This is a genomic window from bacterium (assembly GCA_024742285.1).
Lineage (GTDB): Bacteria > Myxococcota_A > UBA9160 > UBA9160 > UBA4427 > UBA4427.
The window spans coordinates 1-17,300 of sequence record JANSYR010000014.1 but is presented as its reverse complement, the minus strand read 5'-3'; the positions used below and the strand labels follow the sequence as shown (position 1 = coordinate 17,300).

Below are 17,300 nucleotides of genomic sequence, written 5' to 3'. Positions count from 1 at the left end.
GAAGCATGGCGTGAAGCGGTTCCTCCTCGTCGGCGTAGCACTCCTCGTCGCGCTCCCTCTCCTCCTCTGGGCCGGTTTCCGACTCTGGCTCGTGAACCAGCCGCCGGACTTCCGGGCCCAGATCGAGCAGCTCTCCCCCGCCGAGTTCGGACAGGCGCTCCGCCACATGGTCGCCCCACGCGAACCGGTCGACCGCGCGAAGTACGGACGCCGCCCCTACCCGGGCCGCGGCGACTCGCCCTGGGTCCGCCGCAGCGCCCTCGACGGTCGACCGCGGATCCTGACCGCTGCGTTCACCGAAGACGTCCGCGCGGCCTGGAGCGCGGAGACGGCGGCGCCCCACCTCTTCTGGCGCGGCGACGTCGACTACACCGGCCCCGTCTACGACAACGCCCACGGCCGGGAGCCGACGAGCCGCGGCGACGCCTACTGGCAGCCGCCCGCGACCCCCGCATGGTCGATCGAGACACCGACGGGGTGGCAGGTCGCCGACGTTCGTTGGCGCGGCCACGGCTTCGATCCCGGGACCGGCGCGCTCTGGCTCCGCTACGACCTGCGCGACCCCACGGCGCGGGAACGCACCCGGACGCTCGTCGAGCGACCGGAGATCGAGGGCTTCGCGGTCGATCCGGCCGCCGGAATCGAGCGCCGCTTCGTCCTCTCGCCGGGCCCGCCGGTCGCGTTCGCGATCGACGAGGCAGCCGGCCTCGAAGTCTTCCAGGGCGTCGACCCTCAGGACGGCCGCCTCGTCTTCCCGAAGGACACGCGACGCGCACGCCTGGTCCATCGCTACGCGACCCCGACCGGCCCGCTCGAGATCGCCGCAGCACCCGAGGCGAGCGACGACCCCTTCGCCCGCCACGACTGCCACACCTGCCACAACGAACGGGAGCGCGTCGTCGGGCCCGCCTGGAGCGAGATCGCGTTGCGACACGCCGGGGCGAACCGAAGCGTGACCGTCGAGCAGCTCGTACGCCGGATCCGCGAGGGCGGGAGCGGCGAATGGGGCGACGCCATGATGACGCCCCACCCTCACATCCCCGTCGCGGAAGCCGCCCGCCTCGCCGAGATCATCCTCGATACGCAGCCCTCGGAGCCGCCCGCCGTCGTCGTCGACACCCGCGGCGCCGAAGCGACCTGGACCTTCCAATCCGAGACGCAGCCGGCACCGGAGACACTCCACCCGAGCCTCGCGACGACGCCGATCCACGGCGGCGACTTCACGCCCAAGGTGGGCGGCCTCGCCTGGCTGCCCGACGGGCGGCTCGCCGTCTCGACCTGGGATCCCGACGGCGCGGTCTTCGCCGTCGACGACTGGGACGGACCGCGCGAGAGCGTCCGCGTCGAGCGGATCGCCGAGGGCCTGCACGAACCGCTCGGCCTCGCCGTCTCGGGCGACGCCCTCTACGTGATGCAGAAGCAGGAGATCACGCAGCTCGTCGACGCGGACGGCGACGGCTGGACCGACGAGTACCGCACGATCGCCTCCGACTGGGCGGTCACTTCGAACTTCCACGAATTCGGCTTCGGTCTCGTCGCCAAGGACGATGCGCTCTACGCGGGCCTCGCCGTGTGCGTCCTGAACGGCGGCAAGAGCTGTCGCAAGCAGACCGCCGACCGGGGTCACGTGATCCGCGCCGACGTCGCGACCGGCCGTGTCGAACGCATCGCCAGCGGATTCCGGACACCGAACGGCCTCGCCCTCTCCCCCGCCGGCGAGCTCTTCGTGACCGACAACCAGGGCGACTGGATCCCCTCGAGCAAGCTGATCCGGGTCGAGCGCGGAGCACGCTACGGCTGGCGCGCCCCGATGGACACGACCCCCCCGGACTCCGTCGCGGCGCCCGCCCTCTGGCTTCCCCAGAACGAGGTCGGCAACTCCCCGACCCAGCCCCTTTTCCTCGAAGAGGGTCCCTACGCGGGACAGGTTCTCTTCGGCGACATCTACAACGGCGGTCTCAAGCGCGGCTTCCTCGAAGAGGTCGACGGAACGCTCCAGGGCGCGGCCTTCCACTTCTCCGGTGGGTTCGAGGCGCCCGTCAACCGGCTGGTCGCTGCACCGGGCGGCGGCTTCGTCGCCGGACAGATCGGCAGCCTCGGCAACTGGGGCGAATACGGGAAGCCCTGGTTCGGCCTCGAAGTCGTCCGCTTCACCGACGAGATCGCTTTCGAGCCGGCCTCCGTCTCCGTCCGTCCCGACGGCTTCGAGATCCAGCTGACCCGGCCGCTCGCGGAGGACGCGCGGCCCGCGCCGGAAGACTTCGTCGCGCGCGACTGGTTCTACGTCCCCGCCGAGATCTACGGCGGCCCGAAATACGACCTCCGCGCGCTGACGATCTCCCGCGTCACGGTCTCGCCGGACCGGAGACGCCTCCACCTCGTGCTCCCCGAGCTCGAAGCGGGCCGCGTGGTCTACCTCCGTCTTCCGCCGGCGCTGCGATCCGAGCAGGGCGACCCGCTCTGGGTCGACGAGGCGTGGTACACGCTCAACGCGCTGCCCGTCGCGGCCCCCTCGGAACGAGACGCCCCCGCGTCGCAGGCCGAAGTCCCGGCCGACGCGCCCGCCGAGGAGGCGCCCCCGAGCGAGCCGGCGGAGGACGCCCGCCCGCCGGTCGCGGAAGCGCCCACGAACGCGCTCTCGGAAGCGGAGCGCGACGCCGGCTGGCGTCTTCTCTTCGACGGCGAGAGCTTCGCCGGCTGGAAGATCTACGGTGCCGACGACGACAGGATCGAACACTGGGAGATCGACGACGGCGCCCTCCACTTCACCCGCGACGTCTCGTTCGCCGGACTGCTCTGGAACCACCTGAATCCGTTCACCCGGGGTGCGGTCGATCTGATGACGGTCGAGCGCTTCGGCGACTTCGAGCTCCGGATCGACTGGCGGATCAGCGAGGGCGGCAACAGCGGGATCTTCTACCTCGTGCCCGACGAGTCGACGACGCTCTCCTGGGACCTCGCCCTCGAGATGCAGGTCCTCGACGACGCGGGCCACATGGACGGCGAGATCGAACGTCACCGCGCCGGGGACCTCTACGACCTCCAGTCCCTCGCCCGGAACGCCGCGCGGCCCGTGGGCGAATGGAACACGGCGCGAATCCGCGTCGAGGGAGACCGGGTCCGTCACTGGCTGAACGACGTCCTGCTCGCGGACCTCCTCCGCGGCAGCCCGGAATGGGACGCCGCCCTCGCCGCCAGCAAGTTCGACGGCACCGAAGGCTTCGGCGAAGCCTTGCGCGGACACATCGCGCTCCAGGACCACGGCGATCCCGTCTGGTTCCGGAACGTGAAGCTCCTGCCTCTCGAGTGAAGAGGCGTCCGCCTCAGGCGCTCGCCGGGTCCTCCGACGCCAGAAAGTCGAGGATGTCCGCGTTCATCTGAGCGGCGGCGTCCGACGTCCCGAAGTTGAAGAAGCCGTGGGGCTCGCCGGGGTACTCGCGCAGCAGGACCTTGCCGGCGCCCGCGCCCAGGCGTTCCGCCATCAGCCGCGACGATCGGAGCAGCGGATCCTCGGTGCCGACGGTCAGCAGAGTCGGCGGGGCCGATGCGCAGTCGAGGTCCATCGGCGTGATCGCCAGCTCCGGATCGACCTCGGGCTCGAAGGCCGCCGGCCCCGCATAGGACTCGAGCATCATGTCCGCGCCCGGGAAGCCGTCCTCGATCCAGCTCAGGCGGTCGAGGACCCCGTAGATCGACACGATGCTGTGGCAGGTGAGCGGAAGCCCGTCGGTCCGCGCAGGATCGATCTCCGCGACGCGCTTCGGGTCGCGCGCGAGCAGCCCGAGCATCGCGCAGAGGTTCCCCCCCGCCGAGTCGCCCATCGTGTGGTAGCCGGTCACCTCGGGATGGTGCTCCGCGATCCAGTCGAGGGCGCGGAAGAGCGAGCGGAGAATGCCCGGATGCGGGTTCTCGGGGGCGAGCGGGTAGCCGATGTTGAAGACCGGGTAGCCCGCCTCCGCGAGGAAGCCGAGGAAAGGCGTGTAGGTCTCCTTCGCGCCGATGATCCAGCCGCCGCCGTGGAAGTAGAGGACGGCACCGCGCGGGGTCACGCCGGGCTTCGGCGCGAGATGGACGAGCTTCTCTTTCGGGTCGTCGCCGTAGGCGTGCTCGACGGGCTCCTGCGGCGGCGGGACCAGTTGCCTGCGCATCCGTGACACCGCGCCAAAGGCGCGGATGGCCGGACGCATGAGACGGATCTTGATGGGGGCGGGACGGGACGTAACGGTCTCGGACATCGGGGACTCCTCGGCGACGCGAAGCGCGGTGCAGCGTCTCGTTGCGCTCGCGACACGATGACACAACGGCGCGACACTTGCGTGGAAGATGCGAACGGAGGGACGCGGTGATCCGCTACCTTCCGAAGTTGCGATGACCGCGCGCGCGCCCTCGATCACCACGCCCACCCTCGACGTCATCATGACCGGCGGCCTTTCGTTCGTCGCGATGGTCGCGATCCTCGCGTGGTCCTTCGCAACCGGACAGGAAGCCGGCTTCGTCCAGGGCGACTGGCTCGTCCCCATGATCCTGGTGAACGCGACGCACTTCACCGCGTCGTACCGGCTGCTCTACGTGTCGAAGGAGGAGATCCTCGGCAATCGCTGGTCGGCGATCTACGTCCCCGCCGCGCTCCTCTGCGTCCTGGCCCTCGCCGCCGCCGACGTCGAGCGCGCCTGGATCGTCGGGAACCTCGTCTTCGCGAGCTCGGTCTATCTGGCCTGGCACTACACGGGCCAGGCCTGGGGGATGGTCTCCGCGTTCTCGCGCGTCCTCGGCCTCGACTTCACCCCGTTCGAGCGTCACTGCATCCGCGGCGGAATGCGCGTCCTGCTGGCCCTCCACGTGCTCTATGCGCTCTCCGGCCGGCTCCCGCCGGCGGACTGGATCGAGCCCGCGCGCTACGTCGCGATCTACGGCGCCGTCTTCGAGACGATCGTCGCGCTCGCCGCCGCGAGCCTCCTCGCCGGCGGCTGGGCCTTCTGGTCCGCACGGCGACGCGCCGGCCAACTGCCCCTCCGCGTCGTCTTTCCCTGGCTCGCGCTCTACGTCTGGTATCCGTTCTGGTACTTCGTGCCCGGAGGCTTCGCCTGGGTGCAGATGTCCCACGCCCTCCAGTACCTGGCCTTCCCGCTCCGCGTCGAAGCCAATCGCTACGAAGCGAAGACCTCGCCGACGCCGAAACGGATGAAGATCCACATCGGCCTCGTCTATCTGGCGCTCGCCGCCGCCGGCGCGTTCTTCCTCCACGGTCCGCCGATCGCGGCGCACGCGTTCGGCCACGGGTGGTACTCGACGCCGGCGATGCAGCAGCTCTTCCAGGGCTTCATCTCGTGCGTCGCCATCCACCACTACTTCGTGGACGGCGCCGTCTGGAAGCTCTCGAACCCGAAGGTCCGCGGCGAGCTGCTCAGTCACCTGAAGGGCTGAGCGATTCCTTCGCCGCGACCGGCGCCGCAACGGGCGGCTCGACGGGGTTCGCGTGAGTCCAGTCGCTGAACCCGATCCCCTTCCCGGGCCGCGACGGCGAGGGGGCCGGGAAGGACGTGCCGTAGATGCGGTTCACGATGTGCGGGAGCCAGGTGTCGTCGCCCACCGCAGGGAAGGACGCCTCGTCGTGGAGCCAGCGGAAGGCGCGCAGGATCGCGCGATCGCCCCACTCCCAGGCGTCGTAGCCGGCGCGCGAGAGCAGCGCCGCCTGAACGACCGCCCCCTGGAGCGCCTCGTAGACGTAGTTCTCTTTCGGGGGCGGCCAGGTGAAGGGGCCGCCACGCCGCTGGTCGTCCGGAAGGACGCCGTCGATCGAGTGTCCGCGATACGTTGCGCCGGCGGGGTTGATGCCGTAGCGCCAGAGATAGCTCGACTGCCACCAGAGGCGACCGAACTCGAAGCCGTGCCAGCCGCGGGTCTCGCCGACCCAGCCCCGGAAGACCCAGGCCGCCCGGGCGATCTCGTCCTGGTCCCCGAGGTAGATCGCGACCGCGAGCCGCGAGGCCCCGGCGTGGGTGCCCCAGTTGTTCGGTCGATCCTCGTGGGTGCTGCGCAACGTCCGGTGATGGAACTCGCGATCGCGGACGTCTTCGAGCCAGGCGACGAACGCGGCCCGGTCCGGGCCGTCGAGGCCGATCAGATCCGCGGCGACCACGTAGGCGATCAGCTCGCGGGCCACGGCGAGGACACTCGCTCCCCGCTCGGTCCCCCGTGCGCGCTCGAGCGCGCGCACGACCTCGCGGCGCAGGTCCTCGTCGCCGGTCCGCGCCGCCACGAGCGCCTTGGCGAGCACCCGCACGTTCGTCGCATCGTCCTGGTCCGACAGGTCGGGGCGGTTCGTGGGCGACTGCGCCGCGCGCCGAAGCGCTTCCCAGGCCGGGCCCGAGGTCGGCAGCGCCGCGAGCTCCTCGGCGGAGAGCCAGACGCCGGACTTCGCCTCGCGCGTGGGCTGCGCGCTACCGAACGCAGTCGCCACGCCGACCATCAGGCAAGCGACGAGGATCGCCACCCCGAGGGCCCGCGCAAGGGCGGCGCGGATCACGCGCCCATCCATCGCGCGTGCAGTGCCCGAACCACACGCCCACCAGGCGCGCGAAGCGCGTGCAGTGCCCGAACCACACGCCCACCAGGCGCGCGAAGCGCGTGCAGTGCCCGAATCACACGCCCACCAGGCGCGCGAAGAAGGGAAGACGGTTCAGCTCGGGGAAGGACCCGGTCAGGTCGAGCGTCGGCGCCGTCGAACGGAGCAGCGCGAGGCCGAGGATCGCGAGCGCCGCGACCTGCACGACGAAGGGCGGCTGCCAGAGCCAGCCGATCGCCACCGCCGCCGCCGTCGCGAGGGCCACCTTGGCCCAGACCACGCGCTGACCCGACGGAATGCGCTCCATCCCGGGCGTCCGCGAGAGCAGGAAGTGCCGCGCGAAGGCACCGACCACCCGGGACACGCTCATCGCAATCGCCGCGCCGAGGGCACCGTATTCCGGGCACAGGAGGAAGGCCAGACTCGCCCCGAGGATCATCATCGCAACGTCGACGGCGACGAGACCGCGGATCCGCGCGAAGACCTGGAGCGCATCGGAGTTGAACGCCATGCACACCGAAACGTAGTGACCGACCGCCAGCACGGCGAGGATCCGCGCGGACTCGGCGTACGCGTCTCCGAGCAGGACGGGCACGAGCGCTGGCGCGACGGCGAAGGTCAGGCCGAAGAGCGGAAACGAGAGGACCGTGACCCAGGCCGCCGAGCGCCAGTGGTGTTCGAGGAGTCCCGCCCGCTCGTCCTGGGCGTGCAGCCGCATGGCGGTCGGCATGTAGAGCATGCCGAAGCTCTGCACGACCAGGCCGATCAGCGCCGCCGCCGGAACGACCGCGCGCAGGGTCGCGACGCCCTCGGCGCCGGCGCTCGCCATCAGCAGGGACGTCGTCACGAAGGTGAGGACGATGAAGACGGCGTCCTGGGAGATCAAGGGGAGCGAGAAGCGCAGCAGCGGCTGCCACGGCACGCGCCACGCGCGCGGGGAGACGGCGAGGAAGCCGTGGGCGGCCAGCTGTCGGAGTGCCAGGTGCAGACACAGGCCGAGACCGATCACGCCGCCCGCGAGATAGGCGACCGCGAGATCGACGACGTTCCCACCCGTGACGAAGACGAAGAGAACGGCGGCCGCACGCAGCGCAGGACCGAGGACGTGCTTGCGGACGAGGATCTCCCGGGGCCGCGCGAAGCAGGCCAGGGTCTGGATCCCGATCGTGTCGAGGGCGCCCACCGGCGCGAGCCAGGCGAGCACCAGCACGACCCCGATCTGCTCGCCGGTCGGCATGCCCGCGAGGCCGAGGTCCGCCACCGACCACAGGACGGCAAAGCCGGCGAGGCCGAGTCCGACGATCACGCTCGTCACGAGCGCGAGGATCCCCATGACCTCTTCGCGATCGCCCCGCTCGGCGTGGTAGGGCACGAAACGATTCGCCCCGCGACCGAGGCCCGCCTTCACGATCAGCTCACCCGCGAGCACGAGGGCCAGGCCATAGGCGAAGACCCCGAAATCGTCCTTGCTGAGGAGCCGCACGATCGCGACCTGGACGCCGAAGTTCACGAGCTTCGAGAGCAGCCTTCCGACGAGCAGGAGGCTCGAGCCGCGCAGCTGCTTCGACGTCGCCGTACGCGAGGGCGAGGGCGAGGGCGAATCGCTCATGCCCGCGCCTCGTCGGCGCGCAGCCGCTCGGCGGTCTGTCGAAGCGCGCGAGAGAGAAACGCCGCGAGGGCGGGCGCCCCGGACTGCGCGCTCGCCGCAGTCGCCAGTCCGATCAGGACCCAGAAATAACGGACGTAGGCGGCATGCAGGAAGAGGCTGCTCGTCAGCGAGATCACGAGGGCGAGCTCGAGGCCGCAGACGATCCCCCAGAGTGCGCGATCGTTCGAAAGGAAGCGCCGGCGGGCGCGCTCGAGCTCGCGGAAGGAGGCCAGGACGACGAAGCCGAAGGCGGCGAGGCCGATGATCCCGGTCTCCGAGGCGAGCTGGAGATAGAGGTTGTGGCTGCGGCGCGTCCCGGCGCGGACCTTGCCGCCGACGACCCCGGCGTGCCGTTCGTAGGCGTAGGGGGCCATGCCCGGGCCGGCGCCGAGGACCGGGTACTCGAGGAAGAGCAGACCCGCCGACTTCATCTCGGTGAGGCGTCCGCGGACGGCACCGTCGGCGTTGCGGATGCCCGTGGGCTCGAGACCGATCGTCTGCGCGATCGTCGTCCCGATGGAGAGGACGCGCTCGGCGTAGTGCGGCATCGCCGCGATCATGACGAGGCCGACGAGCCCGGCGAGGACGAGCTGCCGCCAGCGCAGCATGCCGATCGCGAGGGCGACGGGGACGGCCAGACCCAGCGCGACGATCACGCCGCGGGAGAACGCGAAGGCCATGCCCGCGGCAATCAGGGCGACCGCGGCCCAGGCCGCCACCCGGGCGAAGCCCCGGGACGCGAGCGCGAGCCCGGTCCCGATCGGGAGGAGCACGGCCATGATCTGCGCGAAGCGATTCGTCTCGCCGATCGGACCGGCGAGCCGGATGGCGACGCGTCCGCCCTCGTCGCGGATCGCGGAGTCGAGCTGGCCGAAGCCGGCGAAGGGCCAGTCCGCGGGACCGAGCGCCTGCTGGAGACACGCGATCGCGCCCATCACGGCGCCGGCGGACACCACGGCGAGCGCCGACGCGCGCACCTCGTCCCGCGTGCGGACCGCGTTCGCGATCAGCAGCGCGAGGAGCACGCCTTCGAGGGCCCAGGTCTCGACCTGATCGAGGGATTCGAAGGGGCGCGCGGAGAAGATCGCGCTCGCGGTATGGACGGCGAGGAGCGCCACCGCTGCGGCGAGGACGAGGGGGAAACGAAGGGGCTCTCCGCGGATCAGCACCCGATGGGCGACCGGAACCGCGAGGACCATGGGGACCGCCGCCGCGAACAGGAAGGGCGCGCCGTGGACCCGCACGGCCACCGCCGGCGCGTTCAGATAGACCAGGAAGAGGATGAACGCGGTCAGGTAGATCACGAGGACGACTCCGCCGCGGGGTTCGCGGGGCGCTGCGGATCCCAGCGCGCGACGCGGCGACCCGACAGCGTGGCGATCGTCGCCCAGGCGCACGCCGCCTGCACCATCACGACGTAGGCCGCGACCGAGAGGAGCTTGATCCCGCGCAGCCCGGGCAGCGCCAACCCGGCAGCGCCGCCGGCCACGGCGAGGGCCGCCCCGCCCGTCACGAGCGCCGACGGACCGCCTTGCCCGACCGCGAAGGGCGCGAGCAGCACGAGCCCGAGGAGCGGGATCCAGGTGAGCCGCCGCAGCAGCTTGTGCACCGCGAGCTCGAACGCGTAGAGCCCCGTCCGCGCCGGGTTCAGCAGCGCCCGCCGATAGAGCACGCCGCGGAGGCCACGCGTGATGATCCGCGTCTTGCGCCGGAACTCCCCGCCGACGGGCTCCGCCGTCGGCTCCCAGGCGATCGCGTCCTCGGCGAAGACGAGCCGCTCCCCCGCGGCGATCACGCCTGTCGAGATCATGAAGTCGTCGGTCGCGTCCGGCGGCGGCGCCTCGAAGCAGCGGCGTCGCACGGCGTGGATCGCGCCCGTCGACGAAATCGCATTCCCGGCCCGGGTCTGCCAGCGCTTGAGCGCGCGATCGAAGCGCCAGTAGCCGCGCTCGCCGAGCGCGTCGTCGCCGGCGTCCTCGACGTAGCGCTGGTCCCCGGCCACGCCGCCGACCCGTTCGTCCGCGAAGGGGGCCACCAGCTTGCGGAGCGCGTCCGCAGGCCAATCGCTGTTGGCATCGGAGAAGGCGAGGACCTCGCCGCCGCTCTCCTCCGCGGAGGCGTCGACCAGGGCGCGCAATGCGGCGGCCTTGCCTCCGCGCGGCAGGTCCAGGACCCGCACGCCCTCCGCCTCGTAGCGACGGGCGATCGCGACCGTGTCGTCGGTCGAGCCGTCCGAGCCGATCCAGATCGTCCGCCGATCCGCGGGATAGTCGAGCGCGAGGGCGTTCTCGATCCGCGCGCCGATCGAGGCGGCCTCGTCGTGGGCGGCGATCACGAGATCGACCGACGGCGTGACGTCGCCCCGGACGACGGGATCGGGCACGAGGGTGGCGCGCAGCCAGAGCAGGAAGGGATAGGCCGCGAAGGGCAACGCGATCGCGGCGAGACAGAGCGCGACGAGCAGATCGATCATGCCTGCGCCGCCCCGCCGAAGAAGAGCTCGACCAATCGATCGACGTTTCGCTCGAGGGAGAACTCGTCCTCGACCCGCGCGCGGGCCGCCGCGCCCATCCGCAAGGCGGTCGCCGGATCGGACGCGAGACGGACCAGGGCGGCGGCCAGGCCGTCCACGTCGCCGGGCTCGACGAGCAGGCCGGTGACGCCGTCCTCGATGATCTCGGGGAGGCCGGAGAGGCGACTGCCGACCAGCGGGAGTCCCGTCGCACCTGCCTCCATCAACACGACGGGAATGCCCTCGCGTCGTCCGTCGGAAGTCGGCACGCTCGGCGCGACGGACACGTCGGCGCCGGCGAGTACGCCACGCACGCCCGCGCGGTCGAGGGCCCCGTGGAAGACGACGTGATCGGCGATCCCGAGGCGGCCGGCGCGCGCCTCGAGGGCCGCGCGATCTTCCCCGTCCCCGACGAGATGCAGGCGCCAGGCCACCCCTTCCTTGTCGAGGGCGGCGCAGGCGTCGACGAGGAAGCCCTGCCCCTTCACGGCGTGGAGCGTCCCGACGCAGACGATCTCGAACACATCGCCCGCCGCGGCCCGATCGCCGCCGAAGCGATCGACGTCGACGCCGCAATGGACCACGTGCACCCGATCCGCGTGCCGTGCGGCCGAAGGCCCGGCATGGTCGAGGAGGAAGCGCCGGTTGTAGTCGGAGATCGCAACGACGCAGGCCGCCTCGGCGACCTTCTCCGGGAGCATCGCCTGCTCGCGGTGCAGGTCCGAGCCGTGCGCCGTGAAGCTCCAGGGAATCCGCGCGAAGCGGCCGACGACGAAGGCGCAGGCGGCGGGGTGACTGGCGAAGTGGGCGTGCACGTGCTGCACGCCGAGCGCGCGCATCCGCCGCGCGAAGGACACGGATTTGGGAAAGATTGCGAGCGCACCGAGCAGGAAGCGGAGGCTCGATCGGTTCGCGACGACGAGGCGCGCCAGGGTCCGGAGATAGGTGCCGGGCCGGGAGAAGAGCGCGGCGACGTTGTCGCGCAGGATCGTGAGGTCGAGGGTCGGCGTGAAGTGCGCACGCTCGACGACCGGGACCGCTTCGGGATGGACGGGGCCACCGCGCTCCCGCCAGAGCGGGAAGACCTCGACCCGCACGCCGCGCGCTTCGAGCGCGAGGATCTCGTCGAGGACGAAGGTCTCCGTCAGCTTGGGAAAGCGCGACATGACGTAGGCGACGCAGGGGCCGACCCCGTGGCGCGCGTGCGCGGTCGACATCAGCTCGACGCGTCGCGGGCGATCGCGGCCCCGTCCGCCGCCGGTCGAGGCGCCGCGCGCTGCTCCCTCGCATCGTCGGCGAAGGCGATCAGGTCGTCGGCCACCAGTGCATCACCGGGAAAGACCGCGACCCCGACTTCGAGGACGAGTCCGTGGGTCGCTTCGACCCGCTTCGCGAGCCGTTCGACCAGCGCCGGCGCCGCATCGAGGTCCGCCTCGGGCACGAGGCAGAGCACGCGGCCCTCGGTCGCGGCGACCTTCGCGTAGCGGTGGAGATCGTCCCGCAGGACCATCGCCGTCTCCAGGACGCCGCGGGCCGCGAGGAGCTTCTCGTGCACGCCCTCCTCGGCGCCGACTCGGCGCTCGGGCGAGAGCGAGAGGACGAGGAGGCTCCGGTCGTGACGGCGCGCGCGGGCGATCTCCGACTCGATCCCGGCGTGGAGCTCGCGCAGCGAGGCGGCCGCCTCCGGTCCGAGGGCCAGGTGGCCGGCCAGCGCTTCGAGCTCGTGCTGGTCGTCGACGGCCCGCGCGCCGAGCAGGACCGCGCCGATGAAGACGGTCCAATCGATGACGAGGCGCCAGACGGACGCGTCCTGGGCATCGGCGACGGCGAGCAGACCGATCGCCGGGAGCCCGATCGCGAGCAGCAGCTCGCGACGCGTCCGCCGGTCCGCCGAGAGCACGAGCGACCCGACGCAGGCGACGAGCTCGGGCCAGCCGAACGCGATCGCTGGATTCGCGAAGAGGAGGACCGACGCGGTGACCGTCCAGGCCGCCCAGAGCGCCCAATGTCTTCGGAGGATGGGGAACATGGGTTCAGTAGGCCCCGCGCTGGAAGAGCACGGCGGGGATCGTGCTGAGGAGGATCGAGACGTCGAGGGCGATGCTTCGATTGCGGACGTAGGCGATGTCGAGACGAACCCGATCATCGAAGGCGACGAGGCCGCGCCCGCGGACCTGCCACAGTCCGGTCAGACCCGGCAGCACCTCGAGGCGCTCGGTGTGCCAGAGCTCGTAGGTCTCCGCCGCGAACGAGGTGGGTCTCGGGCCGACCAGGCTCATGTCGCCCTTGAGGATGTTCCAGAGCTGCGGTGCCTCGTCGAGGCTGGTCTTGCGCAGGAAACGACCGACGACGGTAACGCGGGGATCGTTCTCGATCTTGAAGTCGGGGCCGCCCATCTTGTTGCGCGCCGCGAGCGACGCCTTCATCTCGGCGGCGCCGACCACCATCGTCCGGAACTTCACCATGCGGAAGCGGCGACCGCGCCATCCCGTTCGTTCCTGGACGAAGAAGACGGGGCCGCGACTCGTGAGCTTCACCGCGAGGGCGCAGGCCGCCAGGATCGGGAGCGCCACGGGCAGGGCCAGGCCACAGAGCAGGAGGTCGAGTGCCCGCTTCTTGTAGGGGTAGCCGGGGGTGCGGTGGCGCTGGTTCGAGCCCGAACGAATCGGGAGGGCGTCGGTCGTCGACGCCCATAGCCGGCTCAGCTGCTCAGCACTCACCACCACGGACCCACCTCGAGCTCCTGCGAAACCCTGTTCGCTGTTCTCGTGATGCCAATGCGTCCGCCTCGCTCGTGGACACAGATCGGATTCGAGAAGAAGTTCGACCGTAGCATTTTTACTACGCGTTTTGAGCGTGATCCAGTCGGCGAATCCTGCATTGTTTCATCGAAGCCGGCGGCGCGTGAAGGGATTCGCGCACCTGGGCGCAGGCCATCGGCAGATCACGCGCAGAGTGCCGAGGGCTCCTTGAGTTGTTTCTCCGGATCGATCATCGTGGTAAATAACACCCTTTTCAGCCTTCGTTAATCTGCGGCTCCAACCGCCCCCGGTCGGCCCCCGACCGCCCACATCCCGGATCCCCCCTTGAGCGACCCGCATCTCCCGACTCCGTCGGAATCGAACGAAGACCAGCCCGAGGTCCGCCTCGAGCTGACCCGCGCCGGCGTACAGGAAGTCCTGTCCCTCTACTCGCAGGAGCAGCGGACGCGCCCCGACGAGCCCGTCTTCTCGCTCAGCCTCGAGGACCTCGAGCAGGCGATCCGCGAACGCCGGCAGCTCCTGCTGGGCGGCGGGGGGATCGGTCTCGTACTCGCCCTGCTGGTCTGGGCCGTCAGCACACCGCTCTATCCCGTCGGTGCTCAGGTCGTGCTCGAGCGGCACGACATGACCCGCGTGGAATCGCCCGGGCGCGCCAATGCGACGGGCTCGGCCTTCGTGGCGACCCAGGCCGAGGTCATGCAGAGCGAATCGGTTCTCGCCGACGCGCTCTCGAAGATCCCGCGCGCCGCGCATCTCGACGAGGAGGACAACGCCCTCGCGGACGCCGTCGACAGCGTCACCGCCTCGCCCGTCAGCGGAACCCAGGTCGTCGCTCTCGGTTATCTCGGGCCGGATCCGAATCACGGCGTGGCGCTCCTCGACGCGATCGTCGACGCCTATCTCCGGGCGCTTCGAAGCAACGAGGTCGCGGTCCAGCGCGAGAAGCTCCGGGCGAAGCAGGCGGAGATCGACGTCCTCGAGGAAGAAGCGGTCTCCCTCGAGGCGAACCTGACGGCGCTTCGCGTCGAGAAGGGCACCACCGGCAGTGCCGACGACACCGCCCAGGCGCAGACCGATCTCCTGCGCGGTCTCGCGAGCCAGCTCGCGGACGTACGCAACGAACGCATCACGCTCGAGAACCGGCTCGAGACTGGCAGCGATCAGCTCGCGATCCTCGACCCCGCGACGCGCTCGCTCCAGGAGCAGCTCTGGGCCGCGGAAGCGGAGCTCGCCCGGGTCAAGCTGACGCTGACCGCGCGCCATCCCGCCGTCGAGGCCGCCCAGCGCGAGGTCACGGTCCTTCGGCGACAGCTCGACCAGACCGCCTCCGCGACGCCGGAGGCGCTGAAGCGCGACATCGAAGCCTCCAAGGGTCTGGAGGCGCAACTCCAGGAGCTCTACGAATCCGAGCGCGCGCGCATGTCGTCGATCGAACGCGACCGGCGCGAGGAATCGCTCCTGCTCGACGAGCTCGAGCGCGTCCGCCAGCTCTCGGATACGCGCCGCGCCGAGCTCCTCGACCAGCGCCTCGTGAGCCGTCTCGCGGAGTCCGGCGAGCTCGGCATCTCCGCGCGGCTGATCGCGCCGCCCCAGCTCCCCACCTCCGCCGTATGGCCGCGTCCGCCGCTCCTGCTCGCCGCGGGACTCGGACTCGGCCTGGCCGCCGGCCTCGTCGCGGCGATCCTCGCCCTTCGACGGGAGCGGCTGGCCATGGAGTCCGAACCGACCTGGGTCCCCCCGACCCACGCGACCGGTCCCAGCGGGTCGGCGAGCCGATGAAGGCCCTCGCCGGTGTCGCCGCGGATGCGTTCGCCCGGAGCGGCCTGCTCGGCCTCCTCGAGTCCCTCGACCGGAACAGCGAGCGCGTCCGCATCGTCGCCTATCACCGGATCGCCGAGCCCGGAGAAGAGCCGGATCTCGACCCGGGGCTCGTGAGTGCTTCGCCCGAAGACTTCCGGGCCCAGGTCGAGCTGGTGGCGCGCCACTACTCGCCGATCTCCCTCGACGACCTGGTCGCCGCCCATCGCGGCGAGCGGCGACTGCCCCCGCGCCCGGTGCTCTTCACCTTCGACGACGGCTACCGCGACTTCGCCGAGCACGCCTGGCCCATCCTGAAGCGGGCGGGGGTCCCGGCGGCACTCTTCGTCCCGACCGCGTTTCCCGACCAGCCCGGCCCGGGCTTCTGGTGGGACCGGCTCCACGCCACCCTCGCCCGCACGGACCGACGAGAGATCGACGCCCCCGGCGTCGGCCGGCTCCCGCTCGAAGAGCCCGGCGATCGCCGCGCCGCCCACCGCGCGATCCGAACGCGCGTGAAGGATCTCGTCCACGCCGAAGCGATGGAGTGGCTCGACGCCACCCTCGCCTCCCTCGCGGACGTCCCGAGCGTCCACCGCGTGCTCGGCTGGGACGCGCTCCGGGCGTTGGCGCGCGAAGGTCTCGCGGTCTGCGCCCACGGACACGTCCACGCGCTCGCCACGCGGCTCGAGCCGGTCGACCTCGCTTCCGACCTCGCGACCTCGAAGCAGACGATCGAGCGGGAGCTCGGCGACGACGCCCCGCCCCCGGTCTTCGCGTATCCGTCGGCGGCCGAGGACGCGCGCGCGCGCGCAGCCGTCCGCGACGCAGGCTTCGAGCTCGGCTTCGGGGGAGGCCGCTCGATCGACCAGCTGCCCTTCCCGGATCCCGCCTGCGTCACGCGCCTGCCCATGTTGAACTACGCGAATGCGCTCTTCCGCGCGCAGCTCCGTCCCAGCGTCGCGACCCTCGGCCGCTGGCTGATCGACGAGCGACCGGCCCGAGCCGCCTGACCGATGCGCCCTCCCACGGAGACTCCGATGCGACCTTCCCATCCTGCCCGTTCCTTCCGCGTCCTCGTCGCCGCGAGCACGCTCGCCGCCTTCGCCGTGACGGGCTGCGCGAATTTCGACCCCTTCGCGCCGCCGCCGTCGAGCCCGCCGCCGATGAGCGAGGAAGACGCGAACCGCGAATACCGGATCGGCGTCCCGGACCTCCTCGAACTCACGGTCTGGCAGCACGAGGACGTGTCCGGGCCGCTGCTGGTCCGCAGCGACGGCAAGGTCTCGGTCCCGCTCATGGGAGACGTCCGCGCCGAGGGACGCACGCCGACCGAGCTGGCCGCGGTCATCCGGAATGGCCTGCGCGACTACATCGCCAAGCCCCGGGTCGACATCGCCGTGACCGAGATGAACAGCCAGGTCGTGAGCGTGATCGGTGGCGGCATCGAGCGCGAAGGCCAGGTCGAGCTCCAGCGCAACACGCGGGTGATCGAGGCGATCGCCGCGATGGGCGGGCTGACGCCCTTCGCCAAGAAGCGCCGCATCCGCGTCCTCCGCAACACCCCCGAAGGCCAGGTCGAATACAACTTCGACTACAACGCGTTCGTGAACGGGGAGGCCCCCGACTCGAATCTCGTCCTGGAGGCGGGCGACACGATCATCGTGCCGGATTGATGACGCCGCTCCGACCTCCGATCCTCCCGCTCGCTCTCGTCGCGTTCCTCTCGCTCGTTCTCCCGAGCGCGGGACGCGCGGCGGAGCTGCGCCTCGGCATCGACGGCAACTACACCTACAACTCGAACTATTTCTCGGACAACCAGAACGAGGACGAGGCCAACTCGTTCCAGTTCGGTCCCTCCGTCGAGCTGCTGGATCAGGAAGGTCGTTTCCGGTACGAGATCCAGTTCGGCGGGCTCTATCAGGCCTACGTCGATCAGGACGGCGTCGATGCGTGGGAGAGCCGGCTCCGCGCCCGCGCGACCTACGACCTGACCGAGCGCACCCGCGTCCGCGT

14 protein-coding genes are annotated in these 17,300 nt (G+C 71.1%); 6 read left to right on the top strand and 8 right to left on the bottom strand.

All coding sequences use genetic code 11. The features are described from left to right. The first annotated feature begins 10 nt into the window (after window positions 1-10). A complete protein-coding gene (locus NXI30_22040; protein MCR9096911.1) occupies window positions 11-3,310 on the top strand; it encodes a DUF1080 domain-containing protein in 3,300 nt (1,099 codons plus the stop codon). A gap of 13 nt (window positions 3,311-3,323) precedes the next feature. Here NXI30_22040 and NXI30_22035 read toward each other — a convergent pair whose 3' ends face one another. Further along, the gene (locus NXI30_22035) at window positions 3,324-4,235 is read right to left on the bottom strand and encodes an alpha/beta hydrolase (protein ID MCR9096910.1); all 912 of its coding nucleotides are present in this window, start codon (window positions 4,233-4,235) and stop codon (window positions 3,324-3,326) included. A gap of 133 nt (window positions 4,236-4,368) precedes the next feature. On the opposite strand from NXI30_22035, the gene NXI30_22030 reads away from it, so the two are divergent. Beyond that, window positions 4,369-5,424, top strand: coding sequence for a hypothetical protein (locus NXI30_22030; protein MCR9096909.1), 1,056 nt, complete (start codon window positions 4,369-4,371; stop codon window positions 5,422-5,424). Here NXI30_22030 and NXI30_22025 read toward each other — a convergent pair. From NXI30_22025 to NXI30_21995, 7 genes are all read right to left on the bottom strand, one after another. Next, a complete protein-coding gene (locus NXI30_22025) occupies window positions 5,405-6,526 on the bottom strand; it encodes an alginate lyase family protein (GenBank protein MCR9096908.1) in 1,122 nt (373 codons plus the stop codon). The genes NXI30_22030 and NXI30_22025 overlap by 20 nt on opposite strands. 115 nt (window positions 6,527-6,641) lie before the next feature. After that, window positions 6,642-8,174, bottom strand: coding sequence for an oligosaccharide flippase family protein (locus NXI30_22020; protein ID MCR9096907.1), 1,533 nt, complete (start codon window positions 8,172-8,174; stop codon window positions 6,642-6,644). Continuing rightward, on the bottom strand, window positions 8,171-9,517 hold the full coding sequence (locus tag NXI30_22015; GenBank protein MCR9096906.1) for an O-antigen ligase family protein: 1,347 nt from the start codon (window positions 9,515-9,517) through the stop codon (window positions 8,171-8,173). The genes NXI30_22020 and NXI30_22015 overlap by 4 nt, the downstream gene beginning before the upstream one ends. Next, the gene (locus tag NXI30_22010; protein MCR9096905.1) at window positions 9,514-10,686 is read right to left on the bottom strand and encodes a glycosyltransferase; all 1,173 of its coding nucleotides are present in this window, start codon (window positions 10,684-10,686) and stop codon (window positions 9,514-9,516) included. The genes NXI30_22015 and NXI30_22010 overlap by 4 nt, the downstream gene beginning before the upstream one ends. Continuing rightward, window positions 10,683-11,942 carry a glycosyltransferase family 4 protein gene (locus NXI30_22005; protein MCR9096904.1) on the bottom strand — a complete coding sequence of 420 codons (1,260 nt, stop codon included), beginning with the start codon at window positions 11,940-11,942 and terminating at the stop codon, window positions 10,683-10,685. Before NXI30_22005 ends, NXI30_22010 begins: the two co-directional genes overlap by 4 nt. Beyond that, window positions 11,942-12,754: a hypothetical protein gene (locus tag NXI30_22000; GenBank protein MCR9096903.1), complete on the bottom strand. Its 813-nt coding sequence runs from the start codon at window positions 12,752-12,754 to the stop codon at window positions 11,942-11,944. The genes NXI30_22005 and NXI30_22000 overlap by 1 nt, the downstream gene beginning before the upstream one ends. A gap of 4 nt (window positions 12,755-12,758) precedes the next feature. Further along, window positions 12,759-13,445: a sugar transferase gene (locus NXI30_21995; protein MCR9096902.1), complete on the bottom strand. Its 687-nt coding sequence runs from the start codon at window positions 13,443-13,445 to the stop codon at window positions 12,759-12,761. Window positions 13,446-13,811: 366 nt separating this feature from the next. Between NXI30_21995 and NXI30_21990 the strand changes: the two genes are divergently transcribed. The 4 genes from NXI30_21990 to NXI30_21975 form a co-directional block, all read left to right on the top strand. Further along, window positions 13,812-15,266, top strand: coding sequence for a hypothetical protein (locus NXI30_21990; GenBank protein ID MCR9096901.1), 1,455 nt, complete (start codon window positions 13,812-13,814; stop codon window positions 15,264-15,266). Further along, window positions 15,263-16,297, top strand: a complete 1,035-nt coding sequence (locus NXI30_21985; GenBank protein MCR9096900.1) for a polysaccharide deacetylase family protein — start codon at window positions 15,263-15,265, stop codon at window positions 16,295-16,297. The genes NXI30_21990 and NXI30_21985 overlap by 4 nt, the downstream gene beginning before the upstream one ends. 27 nt (window positions 16,298-16,324) lie before the next feature. Then, entirely contained in the window at window positions 16,325-16,960 is a 636-nt protein-coding gene (locus tag NXI30_21980) for a polysaccharide export protein (GenBank protein ID MCR9096899.1), read from the top strand. Beyond that, window positions 16,960-17,300: hypothetical protein (locus NXI30_21975; protein MCR9096898.1), on the top strand; the 341-nt coding region annotated here is incomplete at its 3' end. The genes NXI30_21980 and NXI30_21975, both read left to right, overlap by 1 nt.